At 74.2% G+C, this 15,656-nt stretch carries 12 protein-coding genes; 3 read left to right on the forward strand and 9 right to left on the reverse strand.

What is annotated here, in order from left to right; translation table 11 throughout:
• Positions 1-51 precede the first annotated feature (51 nt).
• Positions 52-801: a helix-turn-helix domain-containing protein gene (locus ACFC2L_RS09925; protein WP_375824153.1), complete on the reverse strand. Its 750-nt coding sequence runs from the start codon at positions 799-801 to the stop codon at positions 52-54.
• A 53-nt stretch (positions 802-854) separates the two neighbouring features.
• Between ACFC2L_RS09925 and ACFC2L_RS09930 the strand changes: the two genes are divergently transcribed.
• Positions 855-4,463, forward strand: coding sequence for a proline dehydrogenase family protein (locus ACFC2L_RS09930; protein ID WP_375824154.1), 3,609 nt, complete (start codon positions 855-857; stop codon positions 4,461-4,463).
• A gap of 132 nt (positions 4,464-4,595) precedes the next feature.
• Here the strand turns inward: ACFC2L_RS09930 and ACFC2L_RS09935 are convergent, their stop codons facing one another.
• From ACFC2L_RS09935 to ACFC2L_RS09965, 7 genes are all read right to left on the reverse strand, one after another.
• Positions 4,596-5,786, reverse strand: a complete 1,191-nt coding sequence (locus ACFC2L_RS09935) for a DNA glycosylase AlkZ-like family protein (protein ID WP_375824155.1) — start codon at positions 5,784-5,786, stop codon at positions 4,596-4,598.
• An 80-nt stretch (positions 5,787-5,866) separates the two neighbouring features.
• Positions 5,867-6,883, reverse strand: a complete 1,017-nt coding sequence (locus ACFC2L_RS09940) for a LacI family DNA-binding transcriptional regulator (RefSeq protein ID WP_375824156.1) — start codon at positions 6,881-6,883, stop codon at positions 5,867-5,869.
• 55 nt (positions 6,884-6,938) lie between these two features.
• The gene (locus ACFC2L_RS09945; protein WP_375824157.1) at positions 6,939-8,474 is read right to left on the reverse strand and encodes a glycoside hydrolase family 1 protein; all 1,536 of its coding nucleotides are present in this window, start codon (positions 8,472-8,474) and stop codon (positions 6,939-6,941) included.
• 139 nt (positions 8,475-8,613) lie between these two features.
• On the reverse strand, positions 8,614-9,534 hold the full coding sequence (locus ACFC2L_RS09950; RefSeq protein WP_375824158.1) for a carbohydrate ABC transporter permease: 921 nt from the start codon (positions 9,532-9,534) through the stop codon (positions 8,614-8,616).
• The gene (locus ACFC2L_RS09955; protein ID WP_375824159.1) at positions 9,531-10,655 is read right to left on the reverse strand and encodes a carbohydrate ABC transporter permease; all 1,125 of its coding nucleotides are present in this window, start codon (positions 10,653-10,655) and stop codon (positions 9,531-9,533) included. Before ACFC2L_RS09955 ends, ACFC2L_RS09950 begins: the two co-directional genes overlap by 4 nt.
• 122 nt (positions 10,656-10,777) lie before the next feature.
• Positions 10,778-12,112: an ABC transporter substrate-binding protein gene (locus ACFC2L_RS09960; RefSeq protein WP_375824160.1), complete on the reverse strand. Its 1,335-nt coding sequence runs from the start codon at positions 12,110-12,112 to the stop codon at positions 10,778-10,780.
• 262 nt (positions 12,113-12,374) lie between these two features.
• A complete protein-coding gene (locus tag ACFC2L_RS09965; protein WP_375824161.1) occupies positions 12,375-12,875 on the reverse strand; it encodes a DUF2505 domain-containing protein in 501 nt (166 codons plus the stop codon).
• A 155-nt stretch (positions 12,876-13,030) separates the two neighbouring features.
• Between ACFC2L_RS09965 and ACFC2L_RS09970 the strand changes: the two genes are divergently transcribed.
• Positions 13,031-14,512 (forward strand): sensor histidine kinase, encoded by a 1,482-nt coding sequence (locus ACFC2L_RS09970; RefSeq protein WP_375824318.1) that lies wholly within the window; start codon positions 13,031-13,033, stop codon positions 14,510-14,512.
• 192 nt (positions 14,513-14,704) lie between these two features.
• Here ACFC2L_RS09970 and ACFC2L_RS09975 read toward each other — a convergent pair whose 3' ends face one another.
• Entirely contained in the window at positions 14,705-14,953 is a 249-nt protein-coding gene (locus tag ACFC2L_RS09975; protein ID WP_021481972.1) for a WhiB family transcriptional regulator, read from the reverse strand.
• Between the two features lie 236 nt (positions 14,954-15,189).
• Between ACFC2L_RS09975 and ACFC2L_RS09980 the strand changes: the two genes are divergently transcribed.
• Positions 15,190-15,651, forward strand: a complete 462-nt coding sequence (locus tag ACFC2L_RS09980; RefSeq protein ID WP_375824162.1) for a hypothetical protein — start codon at positions 15,190-15,192, stop codon at positions 15,649-15,651.
• Positions 15,652-15,656: the final 5 nt, after the last annotated feature.

The raw sequence follows: 15,656 nt of genomic DNA on the forward strand, positions 1-15,656 counted from the left end.
ACCGGCAGACGGTGAGGAGCGAACCAGGGTTCGGCGGCAGGGCGCGGGCGGTCAGCGGCGCGTGCGGCGGCGGTACTGGGACGGGGTCTCGCCGGCGAGGCGGGCGAACGTGCGCGTGAACGACGGCTGGTCGTAGAAGCCGCTCTCCGCCGCGATCTCGCCGATCGAGACGGTGCTCCCGGCGAGCAGGCGCGTCGCGTGGTCGACCCGGGTGCGCAGCACGAGCTGGCGCGGCGTCACGCCGTACACGCGCCGCACGCGCCGGTCGAGCACCGCGGGCGTGGACCCGGCCGCCTCGGCGAGCCGCGCCGTCGTCCAGCGCGCCCCGAGGTCGGCCTCGACAGCGGCGACGAGCGCGGCGAGGGAGTCCATCGTCGCGTCGTCGGCCGCGCCCGCGCGCAGGTCGTGCGAGACCGAGACGATCCCCACGAGGTGTCCGACGTCGTCGTGCACGGGGAGCTTGGACGTGAGGAACCAGCCCGACGTGCCGCCGAGCCGACGGATGCGCTCGAGCTCGCCGCGCAGCGCGCGCCCGCGCAGCACCTCGGCGTCCTGCTGCTCGTAGCGCTCGGCGAGCTGCGGCACGAACAGGTCCCGGGCCCGCCGCCCCAGCACCGCGCGGCGCGACCGCTCGTTGGTCCGCGCGACGAACACCGGGTTGACCGCGACGTACCGGCCCGTGACGTCCTTGGCGCAGAACATCGTGTCCGGCAGCTCGTCCATGAGCGCGACCATGGCGGGGCTGAGCGCGGCGAGCAGCGCCGCGCCCTCGGGCCACAGGTTGTCGCGGACGGGTGCCATGTCGCCCCGGATCGTACAAGACGAGCCACCACGACCCGAGGCACCCTGGAGGGATGAGCAACGACGCGCCCGCCCGGCCGCTCCCCACCCCCGGAGCCGTCGGCGACACGACCCTCACCTCCCCGGAAGACCTCGTCGAGGAGGCCGTCGCCCTGGCCGATCGCTGGCTCGCCGCCAGCGAGGGCGCCGGTGACGCCCGCGCCCGGAAGACCGCCGAACGGCTCGGCGCGCTCGTCTCCGACCCCACGGGCCTCGAGCTCGCCGTCCGGTTCGTCGACGACGTCGCGCGCCCTCAGGACGTGCACGTCGCCGCGCGGGCGCTCGGCCGCCTCGGCGAGCTCGCCGGGAGCGCGGGATCGTTCCTCGGGCCGGTCGACCGGACGCTCCTGCGCGTCGGGGCGGGCGTCGCGCCGGTGCTGCCGCGCGTCGTCGTGCCGGCGGCGCGCGTCCGGCTGCGCCAGCTCGTGGGCCACCTCGTGGCCGACGCCGGGAGCGGCCTCGGCCCGCACCTCGCCCGGACCCGCGCGGAGGGCTACGCGCTCAACGTCAACCTCCTCGGCGAGGCGGTGCTCGGCGAGGCCGAAGCTGACGCGCGGCTCGAGCGCACGCTCGCGCTCGTGCGTCGCCCGGACGTGGACTACGTGTCGGTCAAGGTGTCGTCCGTCGCGTCGCAGCTCGTCACGTGGGACCTCGACGGGTCGTGCGCGCGCGTCGTCGCGCGGCTCCTGCCGCTGTACCGGGCGGCGCGCGACCACGGCGTCTTCCTCAACCTCGACATGGAGGAGTACAAGGACCTCGCGCTGACGACCGCGGTGTTCCGCGAGATCCTCGCGCACGACGACCTGCACGACCTCGAGGCCGGGATCGTGCTCCAGGCGTACCTGCCCGACGCGCTCGGCGCGCTCGACGGGCTCACCCGGTTCGCGACCGAGCGCGTCGCCGCCGGCGGCGCGCCGATCAAGGTCCGCCTCGTCAAGGGCGCGAACCTCGCGATGGAGGCCGTCGAGGCCGAGCTGCACGGCTGGCCGCAGGCGCCGTACCCGACCAAGCCCGACGTCGACGCGAACTACGTCCGCCTGCTCGACCACGCACTGCGCGCGCCCCGCACCGACGCCGTGCGCATCGGCGTCGCGAGCCACAACCTGTTCCACGTCGCGCTCGCCGTGCTGCTCGGCCGGGCCCGCGGCGTGAGCCACGCGCTCGACGTCGAGATGCTGCAGGGCATGGCCCCCGGCGAGGCGCGCGCCGTGCGCGACGAGGTCGCGGCCGACCGCGTCGAGACCGGTCCGCACGCGGGGCGCGGCGGGCGCGTCGTGCTGTACACGCCCGTCGTGCGCGACGAGGACTTCGACGTCGCGATCTCCTACCTCGTGCGCCGCCTGGAGGAGAACGCGGCCGAGCAGAACTTCCTGCACGCCATGTTCGCGGACGGCGGCGCCCCCGCGGGCAGCCCGATGGAGCGCCAGGAGGCCGCGTTCCGCGCATCCGTGCGCCACGGCGTGCACTACGAGGATGCCGACGTGACACCGCGCCGCCGCCCGCGCGCGGCCACCCCGACCGCCGCCGGACCGCACCCACCCGCCGAACCCGGGGTTGTCGGCCATCACGGCGACGAACCCACCCGTAACCCCGGGTTCGGCGGGTTCGTGAACGCGGCCGACACCGACCCCGCCGTCGTCGCCGCGCGTGAGTGGGCGCGGCACGTGACCGGGCCCGAGTCCGGGTACGTGCCCGTCCGCACGTCCCCGCTCACCTCCGTCGCGCAGGTGGACGACGCCGTCGCGACCGCCGTGCGCGCGACCGCGGCGTGGTCGAGGGTCGCCCCGACCGCCCGCGCGGCTGCGCTGCGCGCCGTCGCCCGGCGGCTCGAGGAGGCGCGCACCGACCTCGTCACCGCGATGGTGCACGAGCCGGGCAAGACCGTCGCCGAGGCCGACCCCGAGGTGAGCGAGGCCGTCGACTTCGCGAACTACTACGCGCGGTCGGCCGAGGACCTGGAGCACGTCCCGGGCGCGCGGTTCACGCCCGACGGCGTCACGCTCGTCACCCCACCCTGGAACTTCCCCGTCGCGATCCCCGTCGGCGGCGTCCTCGCGGCGCTCGCGGCCGGGTCCGCCGTGCTCGCCAAGCCCGCGCCGCCGACGCCGCGCTGCCTCGAGGTGGCGGCCGAGGCGATCCACGCGGGCCTGCGCGACGCCGTCGCGGCGGCGCCGGGGGACTTCGCGGGCCTGGACGCCGGCTCGGTGACCGACGTCGTGCAGTACGTCCGCGTCCCCGACGACGAGCTCGGCACGCGCCTCGTCACGCACGACGACGTCGCGCGCGTCGTGCTCACGGGCTCGATCGAGACCGCGCAGCTCTTCGCGCGGTGGAAGCCGTCGCGCCCCGTGCTCGCCGAGACGTCGGGCAAGAACGCGCTCGTCATCACACCGTCGGCGGACCTCGACCTCGCCGTCGCGGACCTCGTGCGCTCGGCGTTCGGGCACGCGGGGCAGAAGTGCTCGGCCGCGTCGCTCGCGATCCTCGTGGGGTCGGCCGGCGACCCGCGGACCGAGACCGGGCGCCGAGTGCGCCGCCAGCTCGTGGACGCGGTGCGTTCCCTCGCGGTCGGGCCTGCGACGGACGTCTCGACGACCATGGGGCCGCTCACCGAGCCCGCGTCCGGCAAGCTCCTGCACGCCCTGACGACGCTCGAGCCCGGAGAGTCGTGGCTCGTGCGGCCCCGACAGCTGGACGGCGGGCCGGACCTGGAGGGCCGCCTCTGGACGCCCGGCCTCAAGGAGGGCGTCGCGCCCGGGTCGCCGTTCCACCTCACCGAGTACTTCGGCCCCGTCCTCGGGATCATGACCGCCGCGACGCTCGACGAGGCGATCGCGCTGCAGAACGCCGTCCCGTTCGGTCTCACCGGCGGGATCCACAGCCTCGACGACGCCGAGGTCGCGCGGTGGCTCGACGCCGTCCAGGTCGGCAACGCCTACGTCAACCGGCACATCACCGGCGCGATCGTGCAGCGGCAGTCGTTCGGCGGCTGGAAGCAGTCGGCCGTCGGGCCGGGCGCCAAGGCGGGCGGGCCGAGCTACGTCGCACAGCTCGGGCGCTGGAGCGACGCGCCGGGCGAGGAGACCTCGGTCACGGACGGGGCGGCGTCGGGCCCGGTGGGGGAGACCGCGCCGCCCGCGCGCGACACCGCGCCCGAGGCGTGGCTCGCGTGGGCGCGGGACGACGACGCGCGCTGGTGGGAGCAGGAGTTCTCCGTCGAGCACGACCCGTCGGGCCTGCGCGCCGAGTCGAACGTCCTCCGCTACCGGCCGGTCGACGTGCTCACCGTGCGCGCCGGCGCGGACGCCCTGCCGGTCGAGGTCGAGCGCGTGCTGCACGCCGCGCGGACGGCGGGCGTGCCGGCGGTGGTCGTGCCGTCGTCCGGGGACGCCGCGGTGAGCCACGAGGAGTTCGCGCACCGCGTCGCGTCGGGCGCGGTCCGGGGTCGCGTCCGCGTCGTCGGGTCGGCGCCCGGGCTGCACGAGGCCGCCGCCGAGCGCGTCGGCGAGGTGACGGTCCTGGACCACCCCGTCGTCGCGAGCGGACGCCGCGAGCTGCTCACGGTCGTCCACGAGCAGGCCGTCAGCCGCACCACGCACCGGTACGGCCACGTCAAGGGCTGAGCCTGTGTCGACGCCGAGCGAGGGGGCCCGGTACGACGGGCCTCTCGCCCGACGGACCAGCCCTCTACCTGAGCGGGCCGGGCCTCACCCTCGGCGGACCGGGCCTCTCCGTCGCGTGACCAGGGTGCTCGGTCAGCCGGGCGGGGCGACGGTGACCGAGGCCGCGTCGCGGAAGGCGCGCAGGCGCTCGGCCTGCTCGCCGACGGCGTCCGCGAGCCCGGCGTCCCACGAGACCCACGGGTCCGTGAGCACCGTGAGCCGCCGCCCCGACGCGCGCGGCCGCCAGGTCCCGACGACCTCGCCGTCGGCGAGCACGGCTCCGGGCCGTCCGAGCACGCGCCACAGGTCCTTGGCGCGCGCCGCGTCGGGCACGAGCGTGGCGCGGTCGCGGAGCTGGAGGTAGAGGTCGTACGGGCCCACGAGCCGGACGACGGGGGTGCCGGCCCCCGCGCGGGCGTCCCGGAGCCGCGCCGCGGCCCCCGCGAGCTGCTCGACGTCGTCGGCCAGCGCCCAGCGGTCGACCGGGCGCGCGCCCGGGTCCGCGTCGGGGACGTCGACGCGCACCGCGTCGTCGGGCCAGCGGCCTCGCACGTCCTTGACCGGCGCGTCGAGGAACCCGGCGACGTCCTGGACGCTCGCGGCGGGGAAGAAGCGCAGGTAGCCGCGCACGACGTCGAGCCGCGGCTCGGCCTCGACCCCGAGCCGACCGTAGAGCGGCGGGTCGAGGCCCGGTACCCGCCGCAGCACCGGCGGCGACGTGCCGGGCTCGAGCTCGAGCCCCGCCTGGAGCGCCGCGAGGCGGAACGTCTGCTCGTAGCTGTGGGTCGCGCCGCACGACCGGCACCAGCGCAGGTGCGGCTCGGGGAGTCGCGGCGACAGCCGTGACGACAGGTCGCCCTTGACGGTCGGGTCGACGACGAGCTCGCGCTCGAGCCGCGCCTCGGTGCGCAGCGCGTCGAGCACCGCGACGCCCGCTGCGCGCAGGGGCTTGCTCGCGTCGAAGACGCGCTTCGCGGCGTCGGCCTCCGAGAGCGGGGCGGTCGCGACCGCGACGTCGCCGAGGTCCGCGCGCCGGTACACGTGCGGCGCGCCGCGCAGCGTCCACGCGAGGGCGAGGTCGGGCGGCAGGGTGCCCGGCCGCGCGGCTGGGGCGCCGCGCACGGCGAGCGCCCAGGCCGCGCCGTCGGGGCCGGTGTCCTGCACGCCCAGGTCGAGCACCGCGACGTCGGCGGGGGAGGCGGCCGTGCCGGGCGCCCGGTCGAGCTGCTGGGCGTGCCAGCGCGCGGCGAGGACGGCGGTCCGCGAGACCGTGGTCGGGTTCACGACCTCAGGCTACGGTCGCCCACCCACGCCGCCGCAGCCCGGGCACGGGCACGCCTCGCCGCGTCCCCGCCCAGCGGAGGTCAGACCGAGTCGCGCTCGACGAGCTCGGGGGAGAGGACCTGCGACGCGATCTCGTCCCCGCGCCCCCCCACGAGCTCGAGCAGGAGGTCGGTCGCACCGCGCACCATCTCGACCATCGGGTTCTGGACCGTGGTGAGGGGCGGGACCGTCGAGGCCGCGGTCGCGAGGTTGTCGAACCCGACGACGGACACGTCGCGCGGCACGTCGCGCCCGTGCGCCGCGAGGACGCGCAGCGCGCCCTCGGCCATGAGGTCCGAGGCGACGAACAGCCCGTCGACGTCCGGGTGCGCCGCGAGGATGCGCTCCATCGCGGCGGCCCCGCCCGCGACGGCGAAGTCGCCGATCTCGACCGCGTCGTCGGGCAGGCCGGCACCCTGCAGCACCTCGCGCCAGCCCGTGAGCCGGTCGACGCCGGCGGTCATGTCCTGCGGTCCGGCGATCGTCGCGATGCGACGCCGGCCCGCCTCGACGAGCCGGCGCGCCGCGAGACGGCCCCCCTCGACGTTGTCGACGTCGACGTAGAGGAGGTCGGGCGTCGGGCGGAACGGCCGCCCGACGAACACGGCGGGCAGCCGGGCCGCGAGCAGCGCCTCCTCGAGCTCGTCGTCGCGGTGGTGCGACGCGACGATCGCGCCGTCCACGTGCCCGCTGCTCAGGTACCGCACGATGCGGCCCGGCTGCTCATCGGGACGCGCGAACAGCAGGACGAGCTGCAGGTCCGTGCCACCGAGCGCCGCGCTGACGCCGCGCATCGTGCCCGCGAGGAACGGGTCGGTGAGGATGCGCTCGTCCGGCTCGGGGACCACGAGGGCGATCGAGTCGGTGCGGCGCGTCACGAGGGAGCGGGCGGCCCGGTTGGGCGTGTAGCCGAGCTGGGCGACGGCGGCGTCGACCGCCGCCTGGGCCTCGGGCGACACGCGCAGGCCGCCGTTGATCGCGCGCGACGCTGTCGAGCGCGAGACGCCCGCCGTCTGGGCCACCTCGTCCAGGGTCGGCGCGGAGCGCAGGCTGTTCATCAGGACAGTATCCCGCGCGCGCCCGGCCGACCGCACCGCCCCGCTCACCGTGTCGTCACTCCCCGGCGGTGGCGTCCGCGGCGGACGCCGCGCGCGCGGGCAGGGCGTTGTCGCGCGCGACCTGCGCGTACCAGGCGCCGCTCGCCTTCACCGTGCGCTCCTGCGTCTCGTAGTCGACGCGGACGATGCCGAACCGCTTGGTGTAGCCGAGCGCCCACTCGAAGTTGTCGAGGAGCGACCACGCGAAGTACCCGCGCACGTCCGCGCCGGCGTCGATCGCGTCGCGCGTCGCCCGCAGGTGCGCGTCGATGAACTCGAGCCGGTCCTGGTCGTCCACGGAGCCGTCCTCGCCCACCTGGTCGGGGTAGGCCGCGCCGTTCTCCGTGATGTACATCGCCACGCCGCGCGGGCCGGTGAAGTCCTGCTGCAGACGCGTGAGCAGGCGCGTCAGCCCCTCGGGCTGCACCTCCCAGCCCATGTCCGTGCGGGGCAGCCCGCGCGAGCGGTCGTGCGCGTCGTCGGCGGCCGGGAACGGGGACGACGTCGCGCGGACCGGCGCGTCGTCCGCGGGCTCGTCGCGCACGCCCTCGGGGCGCGTCCCGCCGCCGGACTCGGTCACGGGCAGCGGGTGCCCCGAGACCGCCCCGCCGTTGTAGTAGTTGACCCCGAGCGTGTCGATCGGGGTGGAGATGATCTCGAGGTCGCCGTCCTTGACGTGGTCGAGCAGCCCGTAGGGCGCGACGTCCTCCAGGACGTCCGCGGGGTACTCGCCGTGGAAGACGGGGTCGAGGAAGATCCGGTTGAACTGCCCGTCGATGCGGCGTGCCGCGTCGACGTCGGCCGGGTCCTGCGGGTCGACCGGGTCGGAGACCGTGAAGTTCAGGGTCAGGCCGAGGTTCGCCTCGGGCGCGCGCTCGCGCAGCGCCTGGACGGCGAGGCCGTGGCCCAGCAGGAGGTGGTGCGCCGCGGCGAGGCCGTCCTCGCGCGACTGGCGCCCGGGGGCGTGCACGCCGGCCGTGTACCCGAGGAAGGCGGAGCACCACGGCTCGTTGAGCGTCGTCCACACGCCGACGCGGTCGCCCAGCGCCTCGTGCATCGTCACCGCGTACTCCGCGAAGAGGTAGGCCGTGTCGCGCGACGTCCAGCCGCCCTTCTCCTCGAGCGCCTGCGGCAGGTCCCAGTGGTAGAGCGTGAGCCACGGGAGGATGTCCGCGCCGAGCAGCTCGTCGACGAGGCGGTCGTAGAACGCGAGCCCGGCCGGGTTCACGGCACCGCCGTCGGGACGCACGCGGGCCCACGACGTCGAGAACCGGTAGGTCCCGAGGTGGAGGTCGCGCATGAGCGCGACGTCCTCGCGGTAGCGGTGGTAGTGGTCGCACGCGACCATGCCGTCGTCACCGTTCACGACGGCGCCCGGGACGCGGGCGAACGCGTCCCACACCGAGTCCGTCCGACCGTCCGTGTGCCCGGCCCCCTCGATCTGGAACGCGGCGGTCGCGGCGCCCCAGAGGAAGCCCGGGGGCATCTCGACGCGCCCGGTCGCGGTCGCCGGGTTCGGGAGGAGGGGCACGGACGGGACGAAGCTGGTCATGGGTCGATTGTCCTTCGAGAGGTCGAGGAGTGGCACGCGGGCGGGCCGGTGGGCCGCCCGCGCGACGGTCGGCCGCACGGCCGGTCGCGCGCCACGTCGAGGTGGCACGCGACCGGGTGCCGCGCGGTGGCGCCGGGCGTCAGCCCTTGACGGCGCCCTGCATGATGCCCGCCACGAGCTGGCGGCCGGTGAAGATGAAGATGACGATCAGCGGCAGGGTCACGAGGAAGATCCCCGCCATGACGAGCGAGTAGTCGACGAAGAAGTTCGACTGGAGCGACCGCACCACGAGAGGCAGCGTCGGGTTGTTCTGGTTGAGCACGATCGACGGCCAGAAGAAGTTCGTCCACTGCTGCACGAACGTGAACAGACCGAGCATCGCGGCGGCGGGACGCGCCGCGGGGAGCGCGATCGACCAGAACGTGCGGAACATCGACGCGCCGTCGACGCGGGCCGCCTCGATGAGCTCGTAGGGCAGCGCCTCCCCGAGGTACTGCGTCATCCAGAAGACGCCGAACGCGGTGACGAGCGCCGGCACGATGACGGCCTGGAGCTTGCCGATCCACCCGAGGTCCGACATGAGGATGTACATCGGGATGACGCCGAGCTGCGTGGGGACCGCCATCGTCGCGATGACGAACACGAGCAGCGGCCCGCGCCCGCGGAACCGGAGCTTGGCGAACGAGAAGCCCGCGAGCGTCGAGAAGAGGACGACGGACAGCGACGTGAGCACCGCGACGACCACCGAGTTCCAGGCGGCCTTCCAGAAGTTGATCGCGTCCGAGCTGATGACCTCGGCGAACCGGTCGAACAGGCTCGCGTCCGGCAGGAGCTGCGGCAGCGCGCTGCGCGAGATCTCCTCCGGCGTGGAGGAGCCCAGGATCAGCGTGAAGTACAGCGGGAAGATCGACACCAGCAGGACGACCCCGAGGATCGTGTACGTGACCCACCGGGGGCGGCGCTGGGTGCCGCCGACGTTCTTCCCGGCGCCGCGGCGTCGGGCGGCGGCGCGGGCCGCGCCCGGCCCGGCGGTCTGGGCGATGACGGGGACGGAGCTCATCGCTTCCTCCGGTCGGTCGTGCGGGTGGCGGTCGGTGCGGGCGCCCGGTCCCCCGGGGCCGAGCGCTGGGCGGACATGGCACCCTCGGCGCGCAGGCGCTTCTGGGTCTCACGACGCCGTCGGACCCACCGCGGCGGGCGCGGCTGGGCGTTGGACGTGGCGATCCGCCGGGTGACGAGGAAGTTGACGATCCCGACGAGGATGATGAGGAGGAACAGCAGCCAGGCGACCGCGGCCGCGCGACCGAAGTTCTTCTGGTTGCCCCACGCGACGTCGTAGAGGTAGAGCACGGTCGTCATCCACTGGCGGTCGGCGCCGCCGAGGCCCTGCGCGTCGAACATGCGGGGCTCGTCGAAGATCTGGAGGCCGCCGATCGTCGAGGTGATGACGACGAAGATGATCGTCGCGCGGATCTGCGGGACGGTCACCGAGAAGAACTGGCGCACGCGGCCGGCGCCGTCGATGATCGCGGCCTCGTACAGCTCGCGCGGCACGGCCTGCATCGCGGCGAGGAAGATCAGCGCGTTGTACCCGGTCCAGCGGAAGTTCACCATCGACGCGATGGCGACGTGGCTCGCGAGCGCGTCCGCGTGCCAGCGGATCGGCTCGATGCCGACCAAGCCCAGGAGCTCGTTGATGAGGCCGTACTGGTCGGCGAAGAGGCGGCCGAAGATCATCGAGACCGCGACGGGCGCGACGACGTACGGGAGCAGGACGCCCATGCGCCAGAAGGTCGCGGCACGGAGGTTCTGGTCGAGCAGCGCGGCGATCGCGATGGCGGCGATCACCTGCGGCACGGACGACAGGACGAAGATCGAGACGGTGTTGCGCAGCGACTTCCAGAACGTCGGCTGCGCGAGGACGTCCGTGTAGTTCTGGAGGCCGACGAAGTCGCCCTGGCCGCCGAGCAGGTTCCAGTCGTAGACCGACACCACGGCCGTGTACACGAGCGGGAAGAGACCCGTGATCGCGAACAGGATGAAGAAGGGCGAGATGTAGAGGTAGGGCGAGACCTTGACGTCCCAGCGGCTCAGGCGCTGGGAGAAGCCGACGCGTCGCGGCGTGCGCGGCGTCGGCCCGCTGAGCCCCGGGGAGGGCTGGGTGGGCGAGAGGACGGCCATGTGGGATTCCTGGGCTGCTGGTGACTGCGGGTGGCGGTCGGGTGGCCGCCGGGCGGCGGCGCCCGGCGGTGGACGCGAGCGGGGCCGGGGCGGCACCGTGGTGCCGCCCCGGCCCCGTCAGGTCACAGGCCCAGGTCCTGGAAGGACTGGAGCGTCTTCTGCCACGAGGACGCGGCGTCGTCGGTCTTCTCGACGTCCACGCGCTTGATGCCGTCCTGGACGGTCGTGTGGATCGAGAAGTAGTTGGCGCCCTTGAACGGCGCGCTGTCGATCGCGAGCGCACGGTTCACGAAGATCGTGCCGACCGGGGCGTCGTTGAAGAAGTCGTTCGTGAACGACTGCACGGCGTCGGACTCCTGCGCCTCGATCTGCGACGGGAACGTGCCCGCGTTCTCGAAGGCCGTCGTCTGCTGCGCCGGGTCGGTCAGCCAGGCAGCGAGCTCCTTGGCAGCCTCGGCGTTCGGGCCGGAGGCCGGGACCGTGAGGAACGAGCCGCCCCAGTTGAGGCCGCCGCCGGGGAAGACGTCGGCGACGTTCCAGCCGGTGACGCCACCCGAGCGCTCCTCGACCGGGCCGGTCATCCACGCGGGGCAGATCATCGTCGCGAAGCCGTCGTTCTGGAACGCGGCGTCCCAGTCGCCCGACCACTGCTCGAGGCCCGCGGAGAGCTCGTTCGTCGTCGACTGCTCGAGCACCGTGTCGTAGATGTCGATGATCGGCTGGTTCGTGGCGAGGTCCTTGGGCGTGCCGTCGGACTCCTCGTACGCGTTGTCGATCTGGTTGACCATCGCCTGCGAGATGGACATCGCGGAGTCGTACCAGGCCGAGTCGCTCGCGGCGACGAAGGTCGCGCCCGCGGCGAAGTAGTCGTCCCACGTCGCGTCCTCGCCACCGAGGAGCTCCGCCACCTCGGCGGGGTCGGTCGGCAGGCCGGCGGCCTCGAAGAGGTCCTGGCGGTAGCAGATCGCGCTCGGGCCGATGTCGGTGCCGTAGCCGATGAGCTTGCCGTCCTGCGTCGTCGCCTGCTGGACCTTCCAGTCCACCCAGCGGCCGTCGAGCGACGAGTCGGTGAGGTCGGTGAAGAGGTCGGGGTACTGCATGAGCTCGGGGAGCCAGTCGACCTCGATGGCCTCGATGTCCGCCAGGCCCTCGCCGCCGGCGGCGAGCTTGGTGGTGAGGTTGGTGCGCGCGTCCTCGGACTTGGCGGCCTTGGTCTGCTTCACGGTGACGTTCGGGTGCGCCTCCGTGTACGCCGCGAGGAGCTCGTCGGTGTAGCCGAAGTCGTTGAACGTGGCGACGGTGAGGGTGATCTTCTCGCCGTCGCCGGAGCCCGTCTCGTCGTCGTTCGAGCCGGAGCCGCTCGAGCACGCGGTCAGGGTGAGGGTGATGGCCGCGAGGCCTGCGACGGCGGCGATCGCCTTGCGGGGCCGGCGGGTCGTACGGGTGCTGCTCAGCACGGTGACTCCCTTGTCGGTGGGGCGGGGTCGTGGCAGCGCTCCCACCTCCAAGTGGTAGCGCTTCCACACAACGGGGTGATCGTGCTTTCCCCGCCGAACCCGTGTCAAGCGCCGGAAGGTGGTGACTGGGTGTGGTCGCGCTCCCACACAAGCATCTGCGCAGGTCAGGACGTTTTCGTGACCTACCGGGTGGTCGGCTTTGCGGGAAATCGTTACCGGTTCGAGACCGGCTCCGCGGGCGGGGACGAGCCCCCGCGCGTGCTCAGCGGGCGAGCCACTCCCGGCCCGCGGCCTCCTCCGCCGCCAGGGCGGCGCGGACGGCCCCCGCGGCGGCCTGCTCGATCGCGCCCCCGAACAGGGGCACCGACGCCTTCACCTCGCCCGCGTAGCGCTCGACGGCGCCGTCGCCGTCCGGGGAGAGGGTGACCGTGCCGGTGAGCCGCACCGGGGCGCCGGTGATCTCGAGCGACACGGTCCCCGACCGCTCGCCGTCGCGCTCCGGCTCCCACGCCTCGGCCTGCCGGATCTCGAGCTGGCCGCCGACGAAGGACCGGACGTGGGCCGGGATCTGGTCGGTGGGCAGGGTGCGGCGGACCGTCACCGTGAACCCCTCGACGGCGTCGCCGGTGACGTCGACCTGCTCGACGCGGGCACCGTCGCCCCCCGAGCGCGCGGCGCGCCAGCGGACGAACTCCTCGTCGGCGAGCATGGCGCCGACCACGGGGACGGCGGCGGGGTAGCGGAGCTCGACGCTCAGGTGCACGGGACCTCCTCGGGCCCTGGGTCGACCTGCCGCCGGCCCGGGCGGGTCGGCCACAGGTCGGTCGCAGGTCGGTCGACGGGTTCGGGCGACCGCGCGCGCGGGCGCTGAGGGGACTCTACCCGTCCGACCCCTCTACGCTGGGGTCCGTGTCTGCCATGAGTGACCTCATCTCCCGCCACGCCGACCTCAGCCCGGCGGACAACGAGTGGTTGCACCTGCTCGTGGGCGACTGGCAGGTGATCTCCGACCTCGCGTTCGCCGACCTCGTGCTGTGGCTCCCCACGACCGACGGGAACTTCGTCGCGGTCTCGCAGTGCCGCCCGTCGACCGGGGCGACCGTCCACTACGACGACATCGTCGGCTCGTTCGCGCCGGAGGGGCAGCGCCCCCAGCTCGAGCGTGCCCTCACCGAGGCCCGCTCGCAGCGCTCGCGCGAGCCGCGCTGGTTCGGCGCGTACGCCGTGCGCGAGGAGGCCATCCCGGTCGTGCACTCCGGGAGCGCGATCGCGGTCGTGGCGCGGCAGACGAACCTCGGCAGCGGGCGCACGCCCAGCCGCCTCGAGCTCAACTACGTCGAGGCCGCGGACGACCTCGTCGCGATGATCTCGCGCGGCGAGTTCCCCTTCCCCAACGCCGCGACCGGCCCGCGCCGCGGTGCGCCGCGCGTCGGCGACGGCCTCATCCGGCTGAACTCCGAGGGCGAGGTCCTCTACGCGAGCCCCAACGCGCTGAGCTGCTTCCACCGCCTCGGCGTCATCGGCCCGCTCGTCGGGCGGTCGCTCGCCGAGGTGACGGCAGACCTCATCGAGCACCAGAACCCCGTCGACGAGTCGCTCCCGCTCGTGGTCATGGGCCGGGCGCCGTGGCGCACGGAGATCGAGGCGCAGCGCGTCGCCCTGTCGCTGCGCGCGCTGCCGCTCACCGAGTCGGGCCAGCGCATCGGCGCCGTCCTGCTGTGCCGCGACGTGTCCGAGCTGCGGCGGCGCGAGCGCGAGCTCATCACCAAGGACGCGACGATCCGCGAGATCCACCACCGCGTGAAGAACAACCTCCAGACCGTCGCCGCGCTCCTGCGCCTGCAGGCCCGGCGCATGGACGTGCCCGAGGCCCGCGCGGCGCTCGAGGAGGCCATGCGCCGCGTCGCGACGATCGCGCTCGTGCACGAGAGCCTGTCGCAGACCCTCGACGAGGAGGTCGAGTTCGACGACATGGTGGGCCGGGCCCTGCGCCTCGCCGCCGACGTCGCGTCGGCGGACACGAGCGTGCGCACCGTCCGGACCGGGAGCTTCGGCCTCGTGCCCGCGGAGGACGCGACCCCGCTCGCGCTCATCCTCACCGAGCTCGTCACCAACGCCGTCGAGCACGGCCTCGCGAAGCAGGACACGGGGACCGTCGAGGTCGCGGTCGAGCGCGAGGGCTCCGCCCTGCGCATCGTGGTCGCGGACGACGGCGTCGGCATGCCCGACGGCGACGTCGCCCGGGCGGGCAAGGCCGCGAAGAGCGGGCTGGGTACGCAGATCGTGCGCACGCTCGTGACGAACGAGCTCGGCGGCACCATCGAGTGGTCGCCGCGGCCGGGCGGGGGCACGCAGGTCGTGCTCGCCCTCGTCCTGCGCGACGGCAACCGGCAGGCCTGAGCCTGCGGGCCGGCGCGACCGCCAGGTTCGACCATCTGGCGCGGCCGTCTGGCGCGACCGCCCGGTTCGACCGCATGGCGCGACCGCACGGCTCGAACGCCTGAGACGACGACGGGCCGCCACCCCGGAGGGTGACGGCCTGTCGTCGACTGCTGCTCGACGCCCGTGGCGGGCGGAACGCGGTGGAGCGTGTCAGCCGGCGCGACGCGCGCGGGCGGTGCGGCGCTTGAGGGCGCGGCGCTCGTCCTCGGAGAGGCCGCCCCAGACGCCCGCGTCCTGCCCGGACTCGATGGCCCACTTGAGGCACGTGTCGACGACGTCGCAGCGGCGGCAGACGGCCTTCGCCTCCTCGATCTGGAGGAGCGCGGGGCCCGTGTTGCCGATCGGGAAGAAGAGCTCGGGGTCTTCGTCGAGGCAGGCTGCGCGGTGGCGCCAGTCCATGGTCGTCGTCTCCTTGGCAGAGGGGAGCCTGGTCGCGAGGTGATGACTCGTCGCGGTGATGCCCGGCAGGGGGCTGCCTGGACCAGGGCTCGAGGCGGGGGTGATTGATGCTTGAACCAGGTTCACACCTCGTGAAGCGCAGCACAAGGGGTTACGAGAGAGTTTCCGTCGCATGAATCGTGAGGTCTTCGTCACACGGGTGTGAAGCCGCAGGTCGGCGCGTACGCTGGGTGATCGTGCCTCCCCGCAAGCCCTCCGGACACCCGCCCGAGCAGCCCCCGACGACGCCTGGCGCGGTGCCCGACGGCGCGCCGCGACCCCTGGCGCTGACCGCGCTCCTCGTCGGGGTCGGGATCGAGGTCGCCGTCCTCGTGGTCGGTGCCGTCCTCCTCCTCGTCGAGCTCGTGCGCGGCGGGTCGCAGTCGTTCGGGGTGAGCGCGTTCCTCGTCGTCTTCGCGCTGGGCGTCGCCGCGGTGCTCGCCGCGAGCCTGCGCGGCCTGCTGCGCGGGCAGCGCTGGGCGCGGTCGCCCGTCGCGACGTGGCAGATCCTGCAGGGCGTCGTCGCGATCAGCTCGCTCCAGGTCGGCGTGACGCCGTGGGTCGTCGCGGCGCTCGTGCTCGCGGTCGTGGTCCTGGTCCTGCTCATGCTGCGCCCGGTCGTCGAGGCGACGACCCGCGACTCCCGGGCCGCCGCCTGACGTCT

Source organism: Cellulosimicrobium sp. NPDC055967 (assembly GCF_042269845.1).
Lineage (GTDB): Bacteria > Actinomycetota > Actinomycetes > Actinomycetales > Cellulomonadaceae > Cellulosimicrobium.